The sequence below is a fragment of the Nostoc sp. ChiVER01 genome (assembly GCF_034531155.1).
GTDB lineage: Bacteria > Cyanobacteriota > Cyanobacteriia > Cyanobacteriales > Nostocaceae > Nostoc.
The window spans coordinates 416,675-434,886 of sequence record NZ_JAVRBS010000001.1 but is presented as its reverse complement, the minus strand read 5'-3'; the positions used below and the strand labels follow the sequence as shown (position 1 = coordinate 434,886).

21 protein-coding genes are annotated in these 18,212 nt (G+C 42.2%); 11 read left to right on the top strand and 10 right to left on the bottom strand.

Features of this window, described 5'->3' with window-relative positions:
* Positions 1-141 precede the first annotated feature (141 nt).
* Positions 142-945: a pentapeptide repeat-containing protein gene (locus RMY00_RS01645; RefSeq protein WP_322645886.1), complete on the bottom strand. Its 804-nt coding sequence runs from the start codon at positions 943-945 to the stop codon at positions 142-144.
* 70 nt (positions 946-1,015) lie between these two features.
* Here RMY00_RS01645 and RMY00_RS01640 point away from each other — a divergent pair, with 70 nt between their 5' ends.
* From RMY00_RS01640 to RMY00_RS01620, 5 genes are all read left to right on the top strand, one after another.
* Entirely contained in the window at positions 1,016-1,603 is a 588-nt protein-coding gene (locus RMY00_RS01640) for a phycobiliprotein lyase (RefSeq protein WP_322645885.1), read from the top strand.
* A 193-nt stretch (positions 1,604-1,796) separates the two neighbouring features.
* Positions 1,797-2,528 carry a 15,16-dihydrobiliverdin:ferredoxin oxidoreductase gene (locus tag RMY00_RS01635; RefSeq protein ID WP_322645884.1) on the top strand — a complete coding sequence of 244 codons (732 nt, stop codon included), beginning with the start codon at positions 1,797-1,799 and terminating at the stop codon, positions 2,526-2,528.
* A 44-nt stretch (positions 2,529-2,572) separates the two neighbouring features.
* Complete coding sequence (locus RMY00_RS01630; protein ID WP_416212024.1) at positions 2,573-3,358, top strand: phycoerythrobilin:ferredoxin oxidoreductase; 786 nt, start codon at positions 2,573-2,575, stop codon at positions 3,356-3,358.
* A gap of 304 nt (positions 3,359-3,662) precedes the next feature.
* Positions 3,663-3,941: a hypothetical protein gene (locus RMY00_RS01625; protein WP_322645883.1), complete on the top strand. Its 279-nt coding sequence runs from the start codon at positions 3,663-3,665 to the stop codon at positions 3,939-3,941.
* Between the two features lie 218 nt (positions 3,942-4,159).
* Positions 4,160-5,071 carry a HEAT repeat domain-containing protein gene (locus RMY00_RS01620; RefSeq protein WP_322645882.1) on the top strand — a complete coding sequence of 304 codons (912 nt, stop codon included), beginning with the start codon at positions 4,160-4,162 and terminating at the stop codon, positions 5,069-5,071.
* A gap of 225 nt (positions 5,072-5,296) precedes the next feature.
* On the opposite strand, the gene RMY00_RS01615 is transcribed toward RMY00_RS01620, so the two are convergent.
* The 9 genes from RMY00_RS01615 to RMY00_RS01575 form a co-directional block, all read right to left on the bottom strand.
* Positions 5,297-5,593, bottom strand: coding sequence for a type II toxin-antitoxin system RelE/ParE family toxin (locus RMY00_RS01615; RefSeq protein WP_322645881.1), 297 nt, complete (start codon positions 5,591-5,593; stop codon positions 5,297-5,299).
* Positions 5,590-5,847 (bottom strand): type II toxin-antitoxin system ParD family antitoxin, encoded by a 258-nt coding sequence (locus tag RMY00_RS01610; protein WP_322645880.1) that lies wholly within the window; start codon positions 5,845-5,847, stop codon positions 5,590-5,592. The genes RMY00_RS01615 and RMY00_RS01610 overlap by 4 nt, the downstream gene beginning before the upstream one ends.
* A gap of 39 nt (positions 5,848-5,886) precedes the next feature.
* Positions 5,887-6,036: a hypothetical protein gene (locus RMY00_RS01605; protein WP_322645879.1), complete on the bottom strand. Its 150-nt coding sequence runs from the start codon at positions 6,034-6,036 to the stop codon at positions 5,887-5,889.
* Between the two features lie 92 nt (positions 6,037-6,128).
* The gene (locus tag RMY00_RS01600; RefSeq protein WP_322645878.1) at positions 6,129-6,743 is read right to left on the bottom strand and encodes a HEAT repeat domain-containing protein; all 615 of its coding nucleotides are present in this window, start codon (positions 6,741-6,743) and stop codon (positions 6,129-6,131) included.
* 163 nt (positions 6,744-6,906) lie between these two features.
* On the bottom strand, positions 6,907-8,184 hold the full coding sequence (locus RMY00_RS01595) for a HEAT repeat domain-containing protein (protein ID WP_322646021.1): 1,278 nt from the start codon (positions 8,182-8,184) through the stop codon (positions 6,907-6,909).
* Positions 8,185-8,337: 153 nt separating this feature from the next.
* Positions 8,338-8,832: a C-phycoerythrin subunit alpha gene (gene cpeA / locus RMY00_RS01590; protein ID WP_322645877.1), complete on the bottom strand. Its 495-nt coding sequence runs from the start codon at positions 8,830-8,832 to the stop codon at positions 8,338-8,340.
* An 80-nt stretch (positions 8,833-8,912) separates the two neighbouring features.
* On the bottom strand, positions 8,913-9,467 hold the full coding sequence (cpeB, locus tag RMY00_RS01585; RefSeq protein ID WP_322645876.1) for a C-phycoerythrin subunit beta: 555 nt from the start codon (positions 9,465-9,467) through the stop codon (positions 8,913-8,915).
* 519 nt (positions 9,468-9,986) lie between these two features.
* On the bottom strand, positions 9,987-10,154 hold the full coding sequence (locus RMY00_RS01580) for an NblA/ycf18 family protein (protein ID WP_109008822.1): 168 nt from the start codon (positions 10,152-10,154) through the stop codon (positions 9,987-9,989).
* A gap of 518 nt (positions 10,155-10,672) precedes the next feature.
* Positions 10,673-12,520: a bifunctional serine/threonine-protein kinase/formylglycine-generating enzyme family protein gene (locus tag RMY00_RS01575; protein ID WP_322646020.1), complete on the bottom strand. Its 1,848-nt coding sequence runs from the start codon at positions 12,518-12,520 to the stop codon at positions 10,673-10,675.
* 603 nt (positions 12,521-13,123) lie between these two features.
* Here RMY00_RS01575 and RMY00_RS01570 point away from each other — a divergent pair.
* The 6 genes from RMY00_RS01570 (at position 13,124) to RMY00_RS01545 (ending at position 18,182) form a co-directional block, all read left to right on the top strand.
* Positions 13,124-14,167 (top strand): hypothetical protein, encoded by a 1,044-nt coding sequence (locus tag RMY00_RS01570; RefSeq protein ID WP_322645875.1) that lies wholly within the window; start codon positions 13,124-13,126, stop codon positions 14,165-14,167.
* 167 nt (positions 14,168-14,334) lie between these two features.
* The gene (locus RMY00_RS01565) at positions 14,335-14,526 is read left to right on the top strand and encodes a hypothetical protein (protein WP_322645874.1); all 192 of its coding nucleotides are present in this window, start codon (positions 14,335-14,337) and stop codon (positions 14,524-14,526) included.
* Position 14,527: 1 nt separating this feature from the next.
* Positions 14,528-15,043 carry a phage tail protein gene (locus tag RMY00_RS01560; RefSeq protein WP_322645873.1) on the top strand — a complete coding sequence of 172 codons (516 nt, stop codon included), beginning with the start codon at positions 14,528-14,530 and terminating at the stop codon, positions 15,041-15,043.
* A 21-nt stretch (positions 15,044-15,064) separates the two neighbouring features.
* Positions 15,065-15,658, top strand: a complete 594-nt coding sequence (locus RMY00_RS01555; RefSeq protein WP_322645872.1) for a hypothetical protein — start codon at positions 15,065-15,067, stop codon at positions 15,656-15,658.
* A gap of 33 nt (positions 15,659-15,691) precedes the next feature.
* Positions 15,692-16,192: a hypothetical protein gene (locus RMY00_RS01550; protein WP_322645871.1), complete on the top strand. Its 501-nt coding sequence runs from the start codon at positions 15,692-15,694 to the stop codon at positions 16,190-16,192.
* A gap of 100 nt (positions 16,193-16,292) precedes the next feature.
* Positions 16,293-18,182 carry a VgrG-related protein gene (locus RMY00_RS01545; protein WP_322645870.1) on the top strand — a complete coding sequence of 630 codons (1,890 nt, stop codon included), beginning with the start codon at positions 16,293-16,295 and terminating at the stop codon, positions 18,180-18,182.
* Positions 18,183-18,212 lie beyond the last annotated feature (30 nt).

Below are 18,212 nucleotides of genomic sequence, written 5' to 3'. Positions count from 1 at the left end.
TCCTCTTTGCCCCCATTCTCAAACTTTCATAACAATAACCTCAAACTGTGTGAATAAAAGTCAACAACGCTAAAACTCTTTTTCCCTCTGCCCCCTGCCCCTTGTCCCCTCACCTCCTGCCCCCTGCCTTATCTCAGCGACCTACTTAGTTTCTAGGCTAGCGCGTGTAGTACGGCGGGTTAAAGCATGAGGTGTATCTAGCTCTTGTGCTGGTTGGCTAAGGAGACGCGATCGCATTTCGTCACTTAGTCCTTGAACATGGGTAAAATCTGCTCCAGCAATGCTTTCCAGATGCTCGAAATCAACGCCAGTTAAATCTGCTGCTCGTAAATCAGCTCCTGCGAGGTTAGCTCCATTTAACCGAGCATTGCGTAAAGATACTCCTGGCAACCAGGCTTTCCGCAAGTCAGCCTGACTTAGCCGTGCTCCTTGAAGATTAGCATGAGTTAAATCAGCTCCTCCTAAATATGCTCCCAACATACTTGCACCTTGCAAATCAGCATGACGCAAGTTGGCTGTATTCAGCTGGGCGCCATTCAAATAGGCATTTGGCCCAATCGCCCCAGAGGATTTGTAATTAAAGCCTTCGGGAAACAGGGTTTGGCTATCATATATTGCCCCTACCAGCTTGGTATCGGTCAAAATAGCTCCTCGTAAATCTGCGCCACTGAGATCGACTCGGTACAAACAAGCTGCCTGTAAATTGGCATCCCTTAAAATCGCTTGGCTAAGATCGGCTGCGCGTAAATCAGCGCCACTGAGATCGGCAGCACTGAGATCCGCTTTGCTGAGATTCGCTCGAATCAAAGTAGCTTGATGCAAATTAGCTCTTTGCAGTTCTAAACCACTGAGGTTGAATTGATATAAATCTTCTTGAGTTAGAGCAAATCCTGCCTTGAGGACAGCCAAAACTTCTTGAGGTGTCTTCTGATCCCTGCTGATCATGAGTTGAAATCGTGAGATTATTTAGGGGTATTGTACCGCGACCTATCTACAATCATTAGGGGGATCAGCTATGCCTTTTGTACCACCAATGACCATGACGGAGTTTTTCCGTAAGAGTGAAGGGGTCTGGTTTACCCAACGCACGGTGCATCACTTTGATACGGTGCCGGATCAATCGGGAGAATCAAAGCTTTATGTAGGCGCGATCGCACTTGATGACCCACGGGTAAAAGCAATCTGCCAGCCGCAAGGTATCGATCCAGCTAGTGCTAAGGGAGGTGCTACCTTTATGTGGCAAGAACATGACGACGATCAAGAACCCAATCAGGATCGTGTCGCTGTCTTAATTGATGTGCCAGATGATGAAACAGGGCGATCGGGAAAATTGCTCCGCAACCAAGGCTATGTAGAAAAAATTCCGGTAGTTAGCCGTTACTGGTTCGGACAAGATGGTATTTTAACCATCGATACCGAATATGAAACCAACCAAGGTCAGGAACGCTGCTGGTTTATGACCGATGATTTTCGGGTGCGCGTCAGCACAGTACGGATGATGAATGGAGTGTATTTGATGACCTATTGTTCTGAACGACGCTATTTAACTGAGGCGAATTTAGCACAAATGGTACAACACAATTTATCTAGAGCATCCGTTTGATCATCTGGTCGCTCATAATTTTGAAGGACTTGCTATCGTTTCTAGGCAATCATTCTGGCGATCGCCATCAGTAGGCATTGCACTATCGCCTAATCCTAACGTTAAGGATCGTTGCTTTGTTTAACATATTCGAGACGGCGAATCTGGGAATACCCTATTCTCTGGGGTTAAGGCAAATTAGGCTATAAATTTTATGTATAAGTGCTTCCTTGAGCATCTGGAACAATGGCTTTTGCAACGGTTTACATTAGAAAGTCGCCCAATTCCCCCAGGACTAGAGTATCAGGTGAGCGATCGCGGCAGAAACCCCGCCACAATTCAGAGTTGGTGCTATCAGTGCCCACAGTTACGGAAAATCCGCTATACATACATTGATGCAGGCGCAAGTGCCCAAATTCTTAATAGTGTGATTTATCCTAGTCATAATTACGAGTTGCCTTTACTCGGCATTGATTTTCTGTCTTTCGGTCAGGTGAAAAACCTGATTGTGATGGATTTCCAACCTTTATTTCAAGATGAAGCTTACTTGAGGAAGTATATACATCCATTGCAGACATTACATGATAAGTATCCAGACTTGGCACAAGGCTTGGAAATGAAATTTTACGATGCTAATCAGTACTTCTCAAAATATCTCTTATTTGCCAAAACCGATGCAGAAACAGTAAAAACGAGAGTCTTTGAGGCATTCAAAGACTATCTGAATTTGTACTGGCAAATGTTACTCCAAGCTAAACCTCTGAGCGACCAGTCAGACATTCAACGGATTGTCAAAGCCCAAAAAGACTACGATCAATATAGTGCCGATCGCGATCCTGCATCTGGTTTGTTCAGTAGCTACTTTGGACATCAATGGTCAGAGCGATTTTTGCATGAATTTTTGTTTGAGGATGCTGTGCCATTAGTAGTTAATGCAGCCAAATAGTGCTTTAAATCTACATCACCACAAAAAAATGGTGATAGTTAATTTTGAATTTTGAATTTTTAATTGGGAGCGAAGCGACATTGACTCTCTATCAGCCATTTTTAGATTATGCGATCGCGCTTTTGCAGGAACGCTTGAATTTGCAGCCTTATGCAATTCCTCAAGGGTTTGAGTCGAAGCAAGCAAAAGTGGGCAAAGGCAAACATCAACAAGAGGTCTTAACGACTAGCTATGCCTATCAAACTAACAAACTCCGGCAAATTCGAGCCGCCCATGTCCAAGGGGGTAACTCACTTCAAGTATTAAATTTCGTTATTTTTCCCCATCTGAATTACGATTTGCCCTTCTTTGGCGCAGATTTAGTTACCTTGCCAGGAGGACACTTAATTGCCCTCGATATGCAACCCCTATTTCGGGATGATTTGGGATATCAGGCGAAGTATACCCAGCCTATGCTGCCAACTTTTCACGCACATCAGCAGCATCTACCTTGGGGGGGCGACTTTCCCGAAGAAGCCCAGCCCTTTTTCTCACCCGCCTTTCTCTGGACGCGCCCCCAGGAAACTGAGGTAGTGGAAACCCATGTGTTTGCAGCCTTCAAAGACTATCTACAAGCCTACCTAGATTTTGTTGACCAGGCGCAGCCGATAACCGACTCCAAATATTTAGCAGATATTGAACAGGCTCAACTGCGTTATCTCCGCTATCGAGCCGAAAAAGACCCAGCACGGGGAATGTTCACCCGTTTTTACGGTGCTGAGTGGACAGAAGAATATATCCACGGGTTTTTATTCGATTTGGAAAGAAAGCTAGCATCAGCGATTAGATGAAGCAATATAGCAATCCTATTTGAGTTGTGAAAAATATAGATTAAGAAACGAACCGCCAAGGACGCCAAGGACGCCAAGGAAGGAAAGAAATAAAGAGAGATATAATTTTCACGAATGATTTAGGACTGCTATACCAATTTTGGATTTTAAATTTTGGATTTTGGATAATAAAATTGAAAATCTTGATAAATAAACTCTTCTATAAGTTTGAAACAAGATTACCTATCCGAAGTTGGTATCAAAGGTAGAACTAGGACTATAAAAAAGGTTTGTCCGTTGATGACTGAATCTGAGAAAATCGAACATGGGGATTTTAAATCTACTTTTAGGAAACACAAAGGATATGGCTGATACTACAGAACTCACCTCAAGCGCTCAAACCAGCCTTGAAGAACTCACAGAAGCGATCGCTGAATTACAAGAATATCGGGAACGTCTGGTTAACGATACCTTGTCAATGGCGCAGCGTGCCAAAATTATGAAGGCACAAGCACTTGTTAGCCTGCAACCTCAACTTACCCAGCTAGATGCAACCCTTGAGTCACTACGACAGCAGCAATCTACTCTGACATCTGGTAACTAGTACCTCTTCGGAGAATTAAAAATTAAGAATTAAAAATTAAAAATTTAGGGATTTTTCTCAATTCTTAATTTTACATTTTCAATTTTTAATTGGAGGGAAGCGACAATCAAAAGTCAAAAATCTTTAATTTTAGGCTTTCTGGCTGTAATAAAACGGTAGGTTTATTTCCGCCGGTCTGTACTAGATCATTTAACAATAACGGTGATAGGAAATTTGTCATGAGTCAATCGCTCAACTCCAAAGCTCCAGCAGTGGATGATCTCATCCTGCGAGTGCAAGCTGAAAATGATGATCTGGTTCAAAGGGTAAATGAGCAGATTACACTAGAAACTTTCGATTCTACAGATCAAAAAGTTCTCAAACAACTCGTGGAGGGTTTAGGAGATCCAAGGGGAATGGTTCGACTGCGGTTTGCCGAAACCTTGGGTGAAATTGGTGAAGTAGCAACGCCATTTCTTGTAGAAGCACTGGCAAATCATTCTAATGTAGTTGTGCGTCGGGCTGCTGCGAAGACACTCACTATCATATCTGACCCGTGTGCTGTGCCAGACTTGCTTCATGCTTTTCTGAACGATGAAGATAGGGTAGTCAGAAGTTCAGCCGCCGGGGCGTTGGCCAGAACAGGAGAAGCATCTGTACCAGCGTTGCTGGGAATTTTAGCATCAGACGAGCATCCACAGGATATTAAGGGTCTTGCTGCATGGGCGTTGGCGTTTATTGGATCAGAAGCAGCAGACCATTTATACAAAGCGTTGAATGCCGCTTCTTTGGATGTCCGATGTGCTGTCATCGGCGCCCTTGGTCATGTGGCACAAGAGCAGTCAGACGAAAAATCCTGCAACCTTCTAGTTTCTGCTTTGACTGATCCAGAAGCACTTATCCGCACTGAAGCAGCCGCAGCCTTGGGACAAGTAAATTATCCTCCCTCTGTGCCGCATTTAATTTTGGCAATTCAAGATACTGATTTAGATGTGAGGAAGGCAGCAATCAATTCCCTTGGTAAAATTGGCGATCGCAGTGCATTAGAATCATTACAGGCGCTACTTAATGATGAACAAGAGGTAGTGCGGGTTCTGGCGAAATTAGCGATCGCGCAAATTGAACGCCAGTCCGAAACAGATGATTGGTAATGTTCCCGTTCAGGTGCTTGCTCAGGGCGACCGTATTATGTCAATAAGTGAAGTATATTCTCAATAAAGTTTAAAATAATGTCATTAACTCTTGCTTATTGCGAAAAAGCCCGGCGTAGGCATCGCTTTGGAGGTTACTTTTTTGGTACTAATTTAGTACCATTTTGGTTTTATGCTCTTAAACACAGCAATAAATTCTAGACCAAAGACACAGTTATAGTTTTATTATTCATCTGTGAACAAAGATTCTAAATCACGATACCCACTGGCAACACGAGCAACACTAATTCCATCTTCTCTTGGGTAGTAAAATATAATATAATTATCCACAACAAATCCGCGCAGGTTTGGTACAATTATGCTATAATCTTTACCCATATTTGGGAAATTAGCTAATAATTTACACTTGGCACGAATGTCATCAAAAAGCTTAGAGGCTGCTTTTGGGTTAATCCGAGCAATATATTCACAAATTTCATCTAAATCTTTAATTGCTGCCTCTGAAAGTGAATAATTATTCATTCAGAGGACTCCTCAGCAATTAGACGAATTTTTTCTTGAAATCTAGCAAATACAGCTTCGCCATCAGTTACCTGTCCTGCTTCAATTTGTTCAATTCCTACAGCAATTTTTTGGCGTAATTCTTCAAGTCTTTGCTCTCTTTCTTGTAGCAGTTTAAAGGCTTCATTAATGACATCATCAGCACTAGCGAATCTACCACTTGCTAACTGTGCCTGAATAAATTGCTCTAGTTCTGGTTTAATTTGAATGTACATATCGACTAAGAGTTTTGGTTAGAAGTTGGTTGCTGTCTATTAATAATCACTGTCAGCTACACAAATTCCCTTACATTTAATGCCGTTTGTCGCTGTGCGCTGACAATGAGGACAGAGAATTTTTTCTGTTTCTACGATATTTGTACTGGTGGTTGCAAGTGGTTTATCTTTGCCGATTTGGAGGTTCACGGTTATCAGGGTAAAGGAACTTTGTTGGGTTTATTTTATATTTTACCAACCACACAAATTCCCTCTACCAAGCTATTTTCGTCCTATTGATATTACTTTTCTCCTCGCTGAAACTTCACTGTCATCTCTAGGCGAGATAATGCACTAGTGGCAGACTCGCGTACATAGGAGTCGGTGGATTCATCCTGAATGAGGGATTGTAGCACTTCCACACCTCGGCGATCGCCAATTGAGACAAGGGCATTCACGATAGAAATTGCCAGTGCTGGGTTGTCTGTGCTTTGCAATGCTTCAATCAAAACATCCACCACGGGAGAACCAATTTCACCTAGAGCCATGACAGCTGCAATATTCACTACAGGATTGGGGTCATTAAGAGCAGTCGTTAAAGCCTGCACACCTTCAGCTGCAAAGGGAACATCTGGATGATTAATGGCGACTTGTGCCAGTGCTTTGGCTGCACTTCCCCGGACGGTGACATTATCACTATTGAGCAAAGCTTCAACTAGAGGAGTCACTGCATCAGGCCCGATCGCTCCTAGAGCCTTGACGGCAGCTCGTCGATAGGTGGTATCCTCTTCATCAAGAATACTCATCAACCGGGGAATAGTTGTCTCATCGGGATTCTCAGCCAATTCCCACATTGCTTGGTCGCGTAGGTGAGGGTTGGGGTGTTTTAGTTGTTGGAATAGTTCTTCTGTGGACATAACAAGATTTTAATAAATTATCATTAATGTGCAGTGGTTCTCGAATTGATTGGGCCGAATCCCCATTTTAACTTTCCCCCTTGCTCCCTGCTCCCTTGCCTCTTCTTCAACCCTCTAGATTTATCATCGGTGTGATTAATTTTTAATTTTTAATTTTTAATTTTTAATTCCCCGTAGGGGTTGACTTGGCTTTTTCACGAACCAGCCAATCATCATCATTGGCGACTTGTTCATAACCACTGGTATCACCAAGTTTTTCTAGCGCCATCAATGCGGCATACTTCAGATCCCAAATTTTGGTTTCTAGACAAAGTTTCAGTTCGGGAATTGCCCGTGGACCGCCGAGTTCACCAAGAGCGATCGCTGCTGCTGCCCGTGATTTTTGAAACTGTGGTTGTTTGTTATGCAAGCCTTCAACTAGTAAATCGTAAGCTGGGGTGTGTTTCAACCAACCGAACAGCTTTATCACATGGAAGTGAGCGCCATAATCATTATTTGCTTCTTCGGCGTAGGTAGCAAACAAAGCTTCAGGAGCAGCATCAGCGTGATGGTCAAGAATAGTTTTAGCTGCCAAATAGCAGCGCCCAAAGTCTGTTTCATACAATCCCCGAATCAGAACTGGTAAAGTAGGGGGGCTTGGGTAACTATGAACCAAACTCAGATCATTTGGGTGGTCGTATAACGTCTGCTCTAAATAAGGTTGAATCGTGGCAAAAGTAATTGCTCCCGCAGCGATTCCGGCTTCTGCCAAAGTCCGAATTCCTCGCAATCGAAACACCAAAGATACTGGACATCGAGCAATATAGGGTATTGCATCATAGTAACGGGCATCCATTAAATCTTGGATAGACAACCGCCGTCCTAACACATTTGGGTGTTGTAACATTGCCACTACTTTTCCCATCTGGGAATAGTCGCCAGTTAAACGGCAAACTGCGGCCATTGCTGCACTAGCTGTCGGTGGATCGGTATCATCTACAAATTTGCGAATTCGTTCTAGGGCAGGTTGATAATTAAACTTTGTTAATGTATGAATAATTACTCGATAGGTTTGCCCTGGCTTATCCAGCAATTGAGCAACATCTTCTAAAATATCGGGGTCTTGAGTCCCAATTTCACCGATCGCCCAAACAGCATTTTCCACGGTGTAGCAGTCTTCATCAAAAAGACAGGTGCGAATCACAGGTAAAGCTGACTCAGCTTGCAGTCGCCCCAAAGTCTCTACCGACTTGCGGCGGACGATGCGGTTATCCAATGAGGGGTCAGTTTGCTGCACCGCCTGCATCAGCGCTTTAATTGATCGCTCTGTGGGAAAATTAATTAAATGAGAAGCGGCAATATAACGTGAATCATCCTCACTCAATTGGTCTTGAGGCGTATCCAAAAGAGCGATCGCCTGGTCTTCTGTGAGATTAAAAAAATTAGAAAAGCGTTTATCCATATATATCAACTTGCCGAATCCTATTAAGACAAAATAAACCTGAAGATTCTTTGCCATTACTCAACCTTAACAGGCAAAGCAAAGAGCCAAGAACCTCCAGGCTTGTAGAGTCACAATATACTCTTGTCACCAAATGACAAGTTTGGCAACAAACTAGGAGAGAGAGTTAATAGCGTAGTCTAGTAAAGCATTGTACTCAGTCAATGCTTGAGCAGACATATCACGAGGCGCACAACCACGGGTGCGAGCAAAGCTTAAAGCTTCAACATAAGGAGCAGTGGGCAAGCCCAAAGCGCGATAAACTTCACGTTGTCCAGCAATACCCCACTCATCCAATGGGCCAGTACCGCCAACTACCAAGCTGTATTGAATAAGGCGCAGGTAGTGCTTGATGTCACGAGCACACTTCGACTTAAATGTATCGGTGGAATTAGCTTCACCAGCGTTGTTCAAGTAAGAATATTTTTTGATCGCAGCGTCGTAAGCTTCGGTTGCGACTGCATCAATGTTATTAGCTAGCTTTTCAGCAGCTTCCAAACGAGCAGCAGCACGTTGGATAGAACCTTGTACTGATTCTAAATCAGAGGTGCTGGGAAAACGACCTGCGGCATCAGCAGATGCGATAACGGTGGTAACAACTGATTTCATTTCTTAAATCTCCCAAAAGACTTTTTATTTAAACTGTGTTGGATGTCAATCTGTTGAGTGAATTGCGATTCGCAAATTCCTTAGCTCAGAGCAGAAATTACGCGATCAAAGTAGCTGGAAGATTCCGCAACCAAGCTAGCGCAGCGATCTTCTACGACAGGAGAACCCATCTTACGCAATTTTGCACCAGCACGAGCCTCACTGGGGTTATCTTGAATGTGAGCAGCTGCACACGCCTTCATGATTTGAACGGCACGTACTGTAGAGGTTGTGGGTACGCCAAGAGCGGCATAAGTTTCTTTCAAACCATTCAAACAACGATCATCTAGAACTGAAGCGTCACCAGCTAATAAAGCATAGGTTACATAGCGTAAGATGATTTCAGCATCACGCAGACAAGCAGCCATGCGACGGTTAGGATAGCAGTTACCACCAGCTTGGATCAAACCTTGGTTTTCGCAGATCATTCCAGCAACAGAATCAGAGACGATGCAGCTAGCGTTGCTAGCGATCGCATTTACAGCATCCAAACGTCTGTTACCATTAGCAACGAAAGCTCTGAGAGCAGCAATATCAGATACGGGAGTAGTGCTGGCATCTGCTGAAACTACAGATCTAGAAAAAGCGTCAAGCATTTCGCTCTCCTTAAAAATTGGTTTTCTCTGAAACTTGATTGCCTGTTCCCTGAACAAGACAATATAGAACATAAAAGATGACACCTATCTTAGTCTCAGTTATGAGAAACTAAGTAATAATCCTTAACAAACAATCCCCAGTCAGGATTAGTCTGACTGGGGAACTAGGGGTACGCTTTGAAGATTAGGGGCGAAGGGGTAACGGGGATTGGGATTGTGAGGCGATGAAGAAGATAAGAAAGCAGAAGATAAATAACATTGACAAATGCCTCATGCCCATTTTTCTGCTTGGTTCTAAAAAATAGTGCGATCGTGCTGAGTAAATCCGACAAGCTTTTGGTAATGAACTTTGTGGAGATGAACCTCCTTAGGCAGGAGCAACATTAACGCCAGTTGTTGTTGAGATTGAATATATACCGCCAGAGGATAGAGTCGGCTTGCAGTTTTATCTAAAGAAGGCTTGCTACATCCTTTTGTTTCTATTTGTCCTCTAGAAAATTAACAAATATCCCCAGTTAGTTAAGTCTGCTTGAGAAGATGCTTGATCATATTGTCTTTGACCATTAACTGCCGCAGCACCTCTAAAAGCAATTTGTTAGATTCTTCCTGGTTTAACCCCTTAATTTGCTCTTCGTAAAGTTTGAGGTTAAATTTTTGCTCTAAGTTAAGCTCCATAGGGATATCCATAGTTTTTACTCTCCGGTGTTTTGCAACATTAGCTTTATATATTCCCTTGACTTAATATTAACAAAAGTTACACATGCTTGACAAGTGGACACTTCTAGACGGTGTGCTACTCATTGGGGTTAGTCAACAAACGCCTTTGAAGCGTGTACACACAAGTGCTGTAGCCTGCGGGCGATCATCGCATTTGCCCTGTTTCTTCCTTTTCCAGAGTTCTTGTAACAAAGCTACACTTTGCCAGAGCTTTCAGTCTTCTATCAATTGGTGGTAAGTGTGGGTGGAGATATCGAATGCCAAATTATTTACCACATCGGGACTGCCTTTTGCCCTCTGCCTTTTTTGGTAAACACTTTTAATTAATAACTGTCTACACGGAAATAGTGCAATATGTAGGCGCGTTAGTTTATTTGGCATAACGTGCAACAACTTTTGATCTGTTGCACGTTATACAACCTTTGATTGTTCTGTTATTTAGATAATTGGGGAATTCTTTTTACTTTTTATTAGTAAATAAGATGTGTTTACCCTGGTGTGCAAACCACCCTAAAGCCGAAGTCGTAGAACGCTACATCCGAATTGCCTCCGTCTAAACGGGCAGATGAACGGCAGACGCTTGACTGAGTTAACCATGAACCACCTCGCAGCAGGCAAGGATTATTATTTCCACTTACCCAAGCACTTCCATCAGCAGGCATTCCACGGTAATCATTGTGGTATTTGTCTTGACACCATTCCCAGACATTGCCATGCATCTCATACAAACCAAAAGCATTCGCAGGTAAACTACCAACATCCATAGTCTCCTGACGATTTTCACCCGGAGGAGCAGAACCATAAATATAACCGCCATTATAGTTAGCTATCTCAGTCGTAATCGTCTCACCAAAATAGAATGGGGTAGTCGTTCCAGCTCGACATGCATACTCCCACTCCGCCTCGCTGGGTAAACGATAGTTCTTGTTAGTCATGAGTGACAGCTTTTGACAAAACTTGACTGCATCATTCCAACTTACTTGTTCGACAGGTCGATTAGCCCCTTGGAAGTAAGAGGGGTTGATTCCCATAACTGCTTGATACTGTTCTTGCGTGACCGTAAATTTACCCATGAAAAAAACTTTAATGGTCATAGGATGCTGCGGCCCCTCATTTGTGTTTCGCTGTTTTTCTCCTACTGGTGAACCCATGAGAAAATGACCGCCAGGAATTTCTACCATCTCCAGTATGTTGCCGTTACCAAGGTCTTCTATAAAATAAATTGCCTGACCAGGAGTGATTGTAGTAATGTTTCCTTGCTTATCTACCTTCATGACTTCAAACTGGAAGGTTTTTAAAGCTAATTCCTTAGTATTTACGCTTTTTGTAGGTAATGCTGGAGTCTCATTCGGCAAAGGTACTGGAATATTATTTGCGGGAATAGATGAGTTTGATGGCAAAGCTTTTCTCTTAGCATTGTTGAGCAAGAGTTTCTCAACCCCAATTGCAAAGCTAAAACTAGCTCCCATTAACCCTACGGTTTGAATAACTCTGCGCCGCGACCAGTTAACTGATTGTTGTGGCCGTGTTGGTGGTGGAGACAGTTTTTTTGAAAGGTCTTGTAGCACTTCGGTTGCGTTGGCGTAGCGTAAACTGTAATGACGACGCACCATCTTGCTTAACACATTAGCTAGATGCTTACTTACCCGTGCTTGATGACGCCAGAGAATTTCACCTGTTTTGGCATCCTCTTCAAAGTCCACTGCCGAAACACCCGTCAATGCTTGAATCAACATTACTCCCAAGGCATATATATCGCTAGCAAATATGGGTTTACCATTCTTTTGCTCATTAGGCATATAGCCAGGAGTACCTACGATGACACTAGAAGTCACCTTACCTTGTACATTTACTATTAAAGTGCTAATTTCCTTGACTGCCCCAAAGTCAATCAGAAAAATCTTTCCATCCCGATGCCGCCGCATCAGATTTTCAGGCTTGATGTCGCGGTGAATTACTTGCTGATTATGTACGAAGGACAAAACTTCTAAAACATCTTGTAATAGCTTAGTGACATAACCTTCACTTAATTGCTTACCTGGAATGATTTCTGCCTTTAGGTCATGTCCTTCGATAAATTCTTGAACAATATAAAGATTACTTTTTTCTCTAAAATGCGCCAATAATTGAGGAATTTGGGAATATTTACCCAACTTTTCCAGAACAGTAGCTTCTGTTTCAAAGAACTCCACAATCCGAGGTTCAGTACGTTCAGGACGTAATTGCTTGACAACACATAACGGCTGACTGGGTTGTAGATAATCCTTTGCTAGAAAGGTAATCGCAAAGCCGCCGCCACCCAATTCTCGAATAATTTCGTAGCGTCCAACCAGCATGTCCACAACAATTTTATACTCCTAAAAATCTGATAATCGGTTACATCCATTGAGATTTCCCCTGGAGCCGATGACGTTTATTCATACAATATTTTAGCGCTCGTCTGTATATGTTCTTGAAGTGCCTGCTGTTTTTGTGGAGTGATTGATCGGTAAATACACTCTTCTATTAGCTATCCTGCCTGATTCTTACCCTCTTTGCAAAAAACTGGGATGCTCACGCTCATTTTTCTCTCAACAGAGATATAAAAGAGCGTTAATAGAGGTACTCAAGGAATATCCAGCGCTTTTTTTGGAATATGCTTCTTTAGTTCTGCAATATTATTTTCCTTGTTGATGTGAGGAAATTAGAATCAGACTTCTGTCTGATCTCTTCTGCTTTAAACTCCCTTTATATAGAGTTATATAGCTTATATCTAAGTAGTTGCTTAAAAGTATGGCTGTTTTTTGCCTCTCTCTCTGCGCCAATTTGAGATTATCTCCTTTCAACGTTGTGCTAATTGGATAAGCACTCAGAAGGGTGCAAAACCAATCAATATTTTTTAGATGACAAGTCTAGAAAATAAATGTTTATTGATGTCTTAACCTATACACTCAATTATTATGAGACAGACCTCTATGCAGAATCCATCCAACGATCTTAACCCTTCAGAGCAAAAGTTACGGGGGGCACTGCAACAAGTAGAAGTAAGCGATGCCTCCGGCAGGCTAGAGAATGTGACCATTATGCAAGTCGCAAGTCCTTTTTCAGAAGCAAGAAATGACAAGACCGTTTTGCAAAGACTACCGAAGCCAAGCCCCCAAGACTCTCTTTCTTCGGTAGAATTGGTCAATGATGTACCTCTCTCGCTGCAAAAACCTGGAGCGGTAGAACGGATCAGTTCTTCATCCCAACCTACCCGAACCGTTGAGGCAGTAAGCTTTACGCCGAATACCATTGCTCAATTTTCTTTAGATAATAATTCTAAAAATCTTAATGCTGCTGGGGTTGCTGTAGTTCAAAACCATAACAACACTATTGTCCAATACTCAGATTCTGCCATTCAAAACCCAACAGATCGAACTATTGTCCAATACTCGGACTCAGCCATTCATAATCCAGCAGATCGAACAGTTTATCAAGCAATGCGGCCATTATCTAACGATCTGGATCAAACGGTTTTCCAATTGGGGATGCGACAATCTCCGCAGTCATCAACAGCGACGATTGTGCCAAAAAATCGGGCGTATGTTCAACTATTCCATCCAAGTATTTTTCAGGATGTGTTTCGGACATCAGGCTCGTTTACTTCGCGCTTCATAAGTATCACAAGGCAATTGTTTGATTCAATCTGGAGGAAGATTGACCTAAAGCAACTACAATCTCGTTTTCATCTAGGCAAGCAGCCAATTGTGGCAAAGACTTTAAAACAGCCATCTTCAAGCTACATCAATCGTTCTACTTATAACGTGATGGTTTCAGAAGAGCCGCCTAGCTCGGAACAGTATCAGAAAAAACTGCGGGAGTTGGATCTTTGTCGGCTTTCTTTTGCCAAAGAGTTGGCTAGAAATGGTAAATTCCGTAATGCGATCGCTATGGCTGAACAAATTTCTGAGACGAGCCACTTTTTTAAGGATGCCCAAATGCTGATTCAAAGTTGGAAATAATTTTAAGGAACTGCTTTTGGAAATTTGAAATGCGACTTTTGTCTGTTTTTATCCTTCATTAACCACCTTAATATGGGCTTACCCACGGAAATAAGCACATCATAGTGTAGCGATCGCCTGAGCCTCTCCTTGGGAAGTTAACATCCATCAATGATTCGGTGATGTCCATGTCCCAAAATAGTCATACAAACTTAACCTACACAGCTTTTGAGCATAACCGTCTGGCACAGTTAGCTCAAGCATATCTCAACAATCCGGTGCTAATGCATCAATTATGCGATCGCGTTTACGAACGACTTAACGCAGATATCAAAATTCAGAGAGAAAGAATCGGTAACTCTAGTACAGGAAGACAATAAAATGGCTACACAACAATCCAATTCTCACGTTGAGAACTACGTCACAACCAACCGATTCTATATAGAAATTGGGAAAAATATAGTTGCCTCATTTTCAGAATGTTCAGGCATCAGTATTGAGGTGGAAAAAGAAGTATATCACGAAGGTGGCGTAAACGAGCAGCAAAGAATTAGTTTAGGACACACTCGTTTTTCAGATATTACCCTAAAGCGGGGGACAACTGATGATAATACCTTCTCAGAATGGTTAAGCGAGTTATTTGAGCAAAAAACGCGGCGACGCAACGTTAATATTTTGACATACAACCAAGCTGGAGAAATCATGAAGAGCTGGTGCCTGATTGGTGCCATTCCAGTGGGATGGAAACTCCCTAGTTTAGAGGCCGATGGCAATATGGTTGCAGTTGAAGAATTAACTTTAGCCTTTGAGGGTTTGAAAATTGGCAAGCAGTCTGCTGGCGGCGATGCAGTCTCTAGGGATGCAAAGGGATATTTTGGTGAAAGCGCCTGGAAATGAATGTAAGTTGCAAGTTTAATCATGAGTGAGTTTAAGCCCCCGATTGATTCCAAATCTTCAGAGCGTAAAGGCGCTTCTGACGATGGTGTAGACAACGAAGCAGATTTCAAGACGGTTCATGAGCTATTGCGACAGCTCAATCAAAATAATGCAGCCAAAACATCAAGCGATCGCTCTACACAACAGTCTAGTATTCAAGACTTACTGGCTTATGACAACGATCGCTATGACCAACCTGCTAAAGTGTCGCTAACCCAAAACTTAACGCAGCTTCCACCGGGTACTTTTGCGCCCCAAAACCCCATACTTGAGGAAGTACTAACTCCAGATGTCAATACTGTTCAGCAAGCAGTAGAAGATTTAGAATTGCTTACACAAATAGTTTGCGATCGCATCAATTTGCGTCTAAATCTTGAGATGGAACGTAACGGCTTCCATCAAAGCAATCGGATCTTTTCGCAAAAAACGATTACAACCCCTCAGACTTTCTCAAAATCTGAACAAATACCAGATGTACTGGAAAGATTGGTTCAGGAAATCGAACAGCTTTTGCACCATCGTCTAATCCATGAGCGCGAACGACGGGGACGATCTGTAGGCTGTTTACCCTGGTAATTTTAATGCATTCAAAGAATTGAGGAAAACGCAATGAAACTTGAAAAAGCAAAGCTGATAGTTCATAGTGACCCTAGCGGACAGGCGAAAGATATTGAGTTCATGTTTAATCCATCAGAACTTGATTTTACTAGACAAATAATTTGGGATAGTGATGTAGGCCATCGAGGAAGCACTTTATTGCCAAAGGTTAATTTTTCTGGAGTAGAACCCTATTCATTTACATTACAGAATTTATTATTTGATACTTATGAAAAAAAGACATCTGTTCTTAAAGAATATATTAATAACATTAAAAAGGGTGCGACAGCTCGTAGCAATACTCTTACTCGCCCACCAGTGTATATTTTGACCTGGCACGATAGCTATTTCCACTGCGTTATGACAAGTTTAAACTATCGACTCACTCTATTTCTGGCTGATGGCACACCGGTTAAAGCGATCGTTAATATTGGACTCCAAGAAGTCGATCCTGAAAATATATCAGGAGGAAAGCCACCTACAACAGGAGCTATTGCTAAACAACTTCCTTAATTTCTAAAACTTACTAAAGGTTATCTTAATCCAATAACTATCCTATCTGTCAAAAGAACAACTTCTAATTTTTACCTAACAATAATAAGAGTATCTTCCAATGCCTACTAAAAATAGTCAAACCCTTTATTTACACAAACCTATACTCAAACTGGGTGGAGCAAAAGCACCAGAAAAACTAATGCAGGACATTCTGGAAATTGTTGTGGATGAAAGCTTACATCTGCCAAGTATGTTTATTATTAAAATTCATAATGTTTATGTCGCCGCGAGCGAGGACAGCGAACCTTGGAAAAACGAAAAGTACTTTAATATTGGCGATCCAATTTCGATTGGATTTGAGGCTAGTACGACAGAAGACCTTGACTTTCAAGTGGCTGAAATAGAGGATCGATTAATTGAGGGGGAAATTACAGGTATTGAAGTCAAATTTTCTCATACATCTGAAGCCCATATTATCGTGCATGGCTATGACGTTTCCCATCGACTGCATCGGGGTCGCTACAACCGATCTTTTTTAAACTCTACCGATACCGATATTGTGCGACGTATTGCTCAAGAAGCAAAGATTAAAATCGGTCAATTGGATGCGAGTGGTGTCTCCCATGAATATGTTTTTCAAGAAAATCAAACCAATATGGAATTTCTGCGGGAACGCGCTGCAAAAATCGGGTTTGAACTCTTTGTGCAGGACAATAAGATTCACTTTTGCAAACCCAAAAGTGACGGTTCTCTCAAGCTGGACTGGCTTGAAGATATTACGAGCTTTGATGTTAAAGTTACCAGTGCCGAACAAGTTAGTTCAGTCCAGGTTAATAGCTGGGATTATGGTAATAAAAAATTAATCTCAGAAACCATTTCAAAGGAACAGTTGCTCACGGAGACAGGAAATGGTGATGGGAGCAGCATCAGTCAGAAGTTTAAAATGAAACAACCTCCTAAAATGATTGTGGTAGACCAACCTGTAGATACTTCAAAAGAAGCAAAACAAATGGCTCAGTCCCTTTGTAATGAACTTAGTGGAGAGTTTGTGACTGCTGATGCGAAAGCTATGGGAAACCCTATGATTCGACCGGGCAAAGTGGTTACACTTAAAAATATGGGAACTCGCTATAGTGGCAAATACTACGTAACAGGAACCTGTCACCGATACATCCATAGGAATTACACAACTAATTTTACAGTTCGAGGGCTGAGAGAAGGTAGCTTACTTTCTATATTGCCTCCCAAGACACATCTCCAACCTGGCCAAACTCTCTTAGTAGGTCTGGTGACTAACAATAACGATCCAAAAGGTTGGGGGCGCGTTAAAGTAAAATTCCCTACCTTAACCATGAATGATGAAAGCCATTGGGCTAGGGTGGTAGGGCTAGGAGCAGGCAATGATAGAGGATTTTATTGCTTGCCTGAGATCGACGACGAAGTTCTGGTTGCCTTTGAGCATGGAGATATTCATCGACCCTATATTATTGGTGGAGTTTGGAATGGTAAGGATAAAACAGTTGAAACTGTAGATGACACAATTCAAAACGGTCAAGTGAGACTACGCACCATAAAAACCCGTGCTGGTCACATAGTAAGATTTGTTGATGATGATAAAGGTACTGAAAATCGAGGCTATTATGTCCAAACTGCAACTGGTTCTGGCCATCGCCTCAGCTTTAATGATACACAAAAATTTATCGAAACACAGACTGCTCAGGGGCAAACCGTCACTTTGAATGACATTGATGGTAGCATAAACGTCAAAGCTAATAGAACGATTAATAATACTGCTCCTCTTTCTATAGATTTGGAATCTGCTACAATTACTAATACCGCACAAGCAATTGCGATTGACGCAGGTGAAGCAATTGCGATTGATGCAGGTGGAGCAATTACTATTAACGCAGGTGGAGCAATTACTATTGACGCAATAGGGGCAGTTACTATTAATTCTCCCAACATTATGCTTAACGGTATAGTCTATGTACAGGGCGTGCCTATTTAGGTATAGAAGAAAATTCCCAGTCTAGACTGC

Bases quoted from the DNA above. Each gene is read 5' to 3' on its own strand.
- RMY00_RS01645 (WP_322645886.1), bottom strand. From the start codon at position 945: ATGATCAGCAGGGATCAGAAGACACCTCAAGAAGTTTTGGCTGTCCTC.
- RMY00_RS01640 (WP_322645885.1), top strand. From the start codon at position 1,016: ATGCCTTTTGTACCACCAATGACCATGACGGAGTTTTTCCGTAAGAGT.
- RMY00_RS01635 (WP_322645884.1), top strand. From the start codon at position 1,797: ATGTATAAGTGCTTCCTTGAGCATCTGGAACAATGGCTTTTGCAACGG.
- RMY00_RS01625 (WP_322645883.1), top strand. From the start codon at position 3,663: ATGGGGATTTTAAATCTACTTTTAGGAAACACAAAGGATATGGCTGAT.
- RMY00_RS01620 (WP_322645882.1), top strand. From the start codon at position 4,160: ATGAGTCAATCGCTCAACTCCAAAGCTCCAGCAGTGGATGATCTCATC.
- RMY00_RS01615 (WP_322645881.1), bottom strand. From the start codon at position 5,593: ATGAATAATTATTCACTTTCAGAGGCAGCAATTAAAGATTTAGATGAA.
- RMY00_RS01610 (WP_322645880.1), bottom strand. From the start codon at position 5,847: ATGTACATTCAAATTAAACCAGAACTAGAGCAATTTATTCAGGCACAG.
- RMY00_RS01600 (WP_322645878.1), bottom strand. From the start codon at position 6,743: ATGTCCACAGAAGAACTATTCCAACAACTAAAACACCCCAACCCTCAC.
- RMY00_RS01595 (WP_322646021.1), bottom strand. From the start codon at position 8,184: ATGGATAAACGCTTTTCTAATTTTTTTAATCTCACAGAAGACCAGGCG.
- cpeA (WP_322645877.1), bottom strand. From the start codon at position 8,832: ATGAAATCAGTTGTTACCACCGTTATCGCATCTGCTGATGCCGCAGGT.
- cpeB (WP_322645876.1), bottom strand. From the start codon at position 9,467: ATGCTTGACGCTTTTTCTAGATCTGTAGTTTCAGCAGATGCCAGCACT.
- RMY00_RS01580 (WP_109008822.1), bottom strand. From the start codon at position 10,154: ATGGATATCCCTATGGAGCTTAACTTAGAGCAAAAATTTAACCTCAAA.
- RMY00_RS01575 (WP_322646020.1), bottom strand. From the start codon at position 12,520: ATGCTGGTTGGACGCTACGAAATTATTCGAGAATTGGGTGGCGGCGGC.
- RMY00_RS01570 (WP_322645875.1), top strand. From the start codon at position 13,124: ATGAGACAGACCTCTATGCAGAATCCATCCAACGATCTTAACCCTTCA.
- RMY00_RS01565 (WP_322645874.1), top strand. From the start codon at position 14,335: ATGTCCCAAAATAGTCATACAAACTTAACCTACACAGCTTTTGAGCAT.
- RMY00_RS01560 (WP_322645873.1), top strand. From the start codon at position 14,528: ATGGCTACACAACAATCCAATTCTCACGTTGAGAACTACGTCACAACC.
- RMY00_RS01555 (WP_322645872.1), top strand. From the start codon at position 15,065: ATGAGTGAGTTTAAGCCCCCGATTGATTCCAAATCTTCAGAGCGTAAA.
- RMY00_RS01550 (WP_322645871.1), top strand. From the start codon at position 15,692: ATGAAACTTGAAAAAGCAAAGCTGATAGTTCATAGTGACCCTAGCGGA.
- RMY00_RS01545 (WP_322645870.1), top strand. From the start codon at position 16,293: ATGCCTACTAAAAATAGTCAAACCCTTTATTTACACAAACCTATACTC.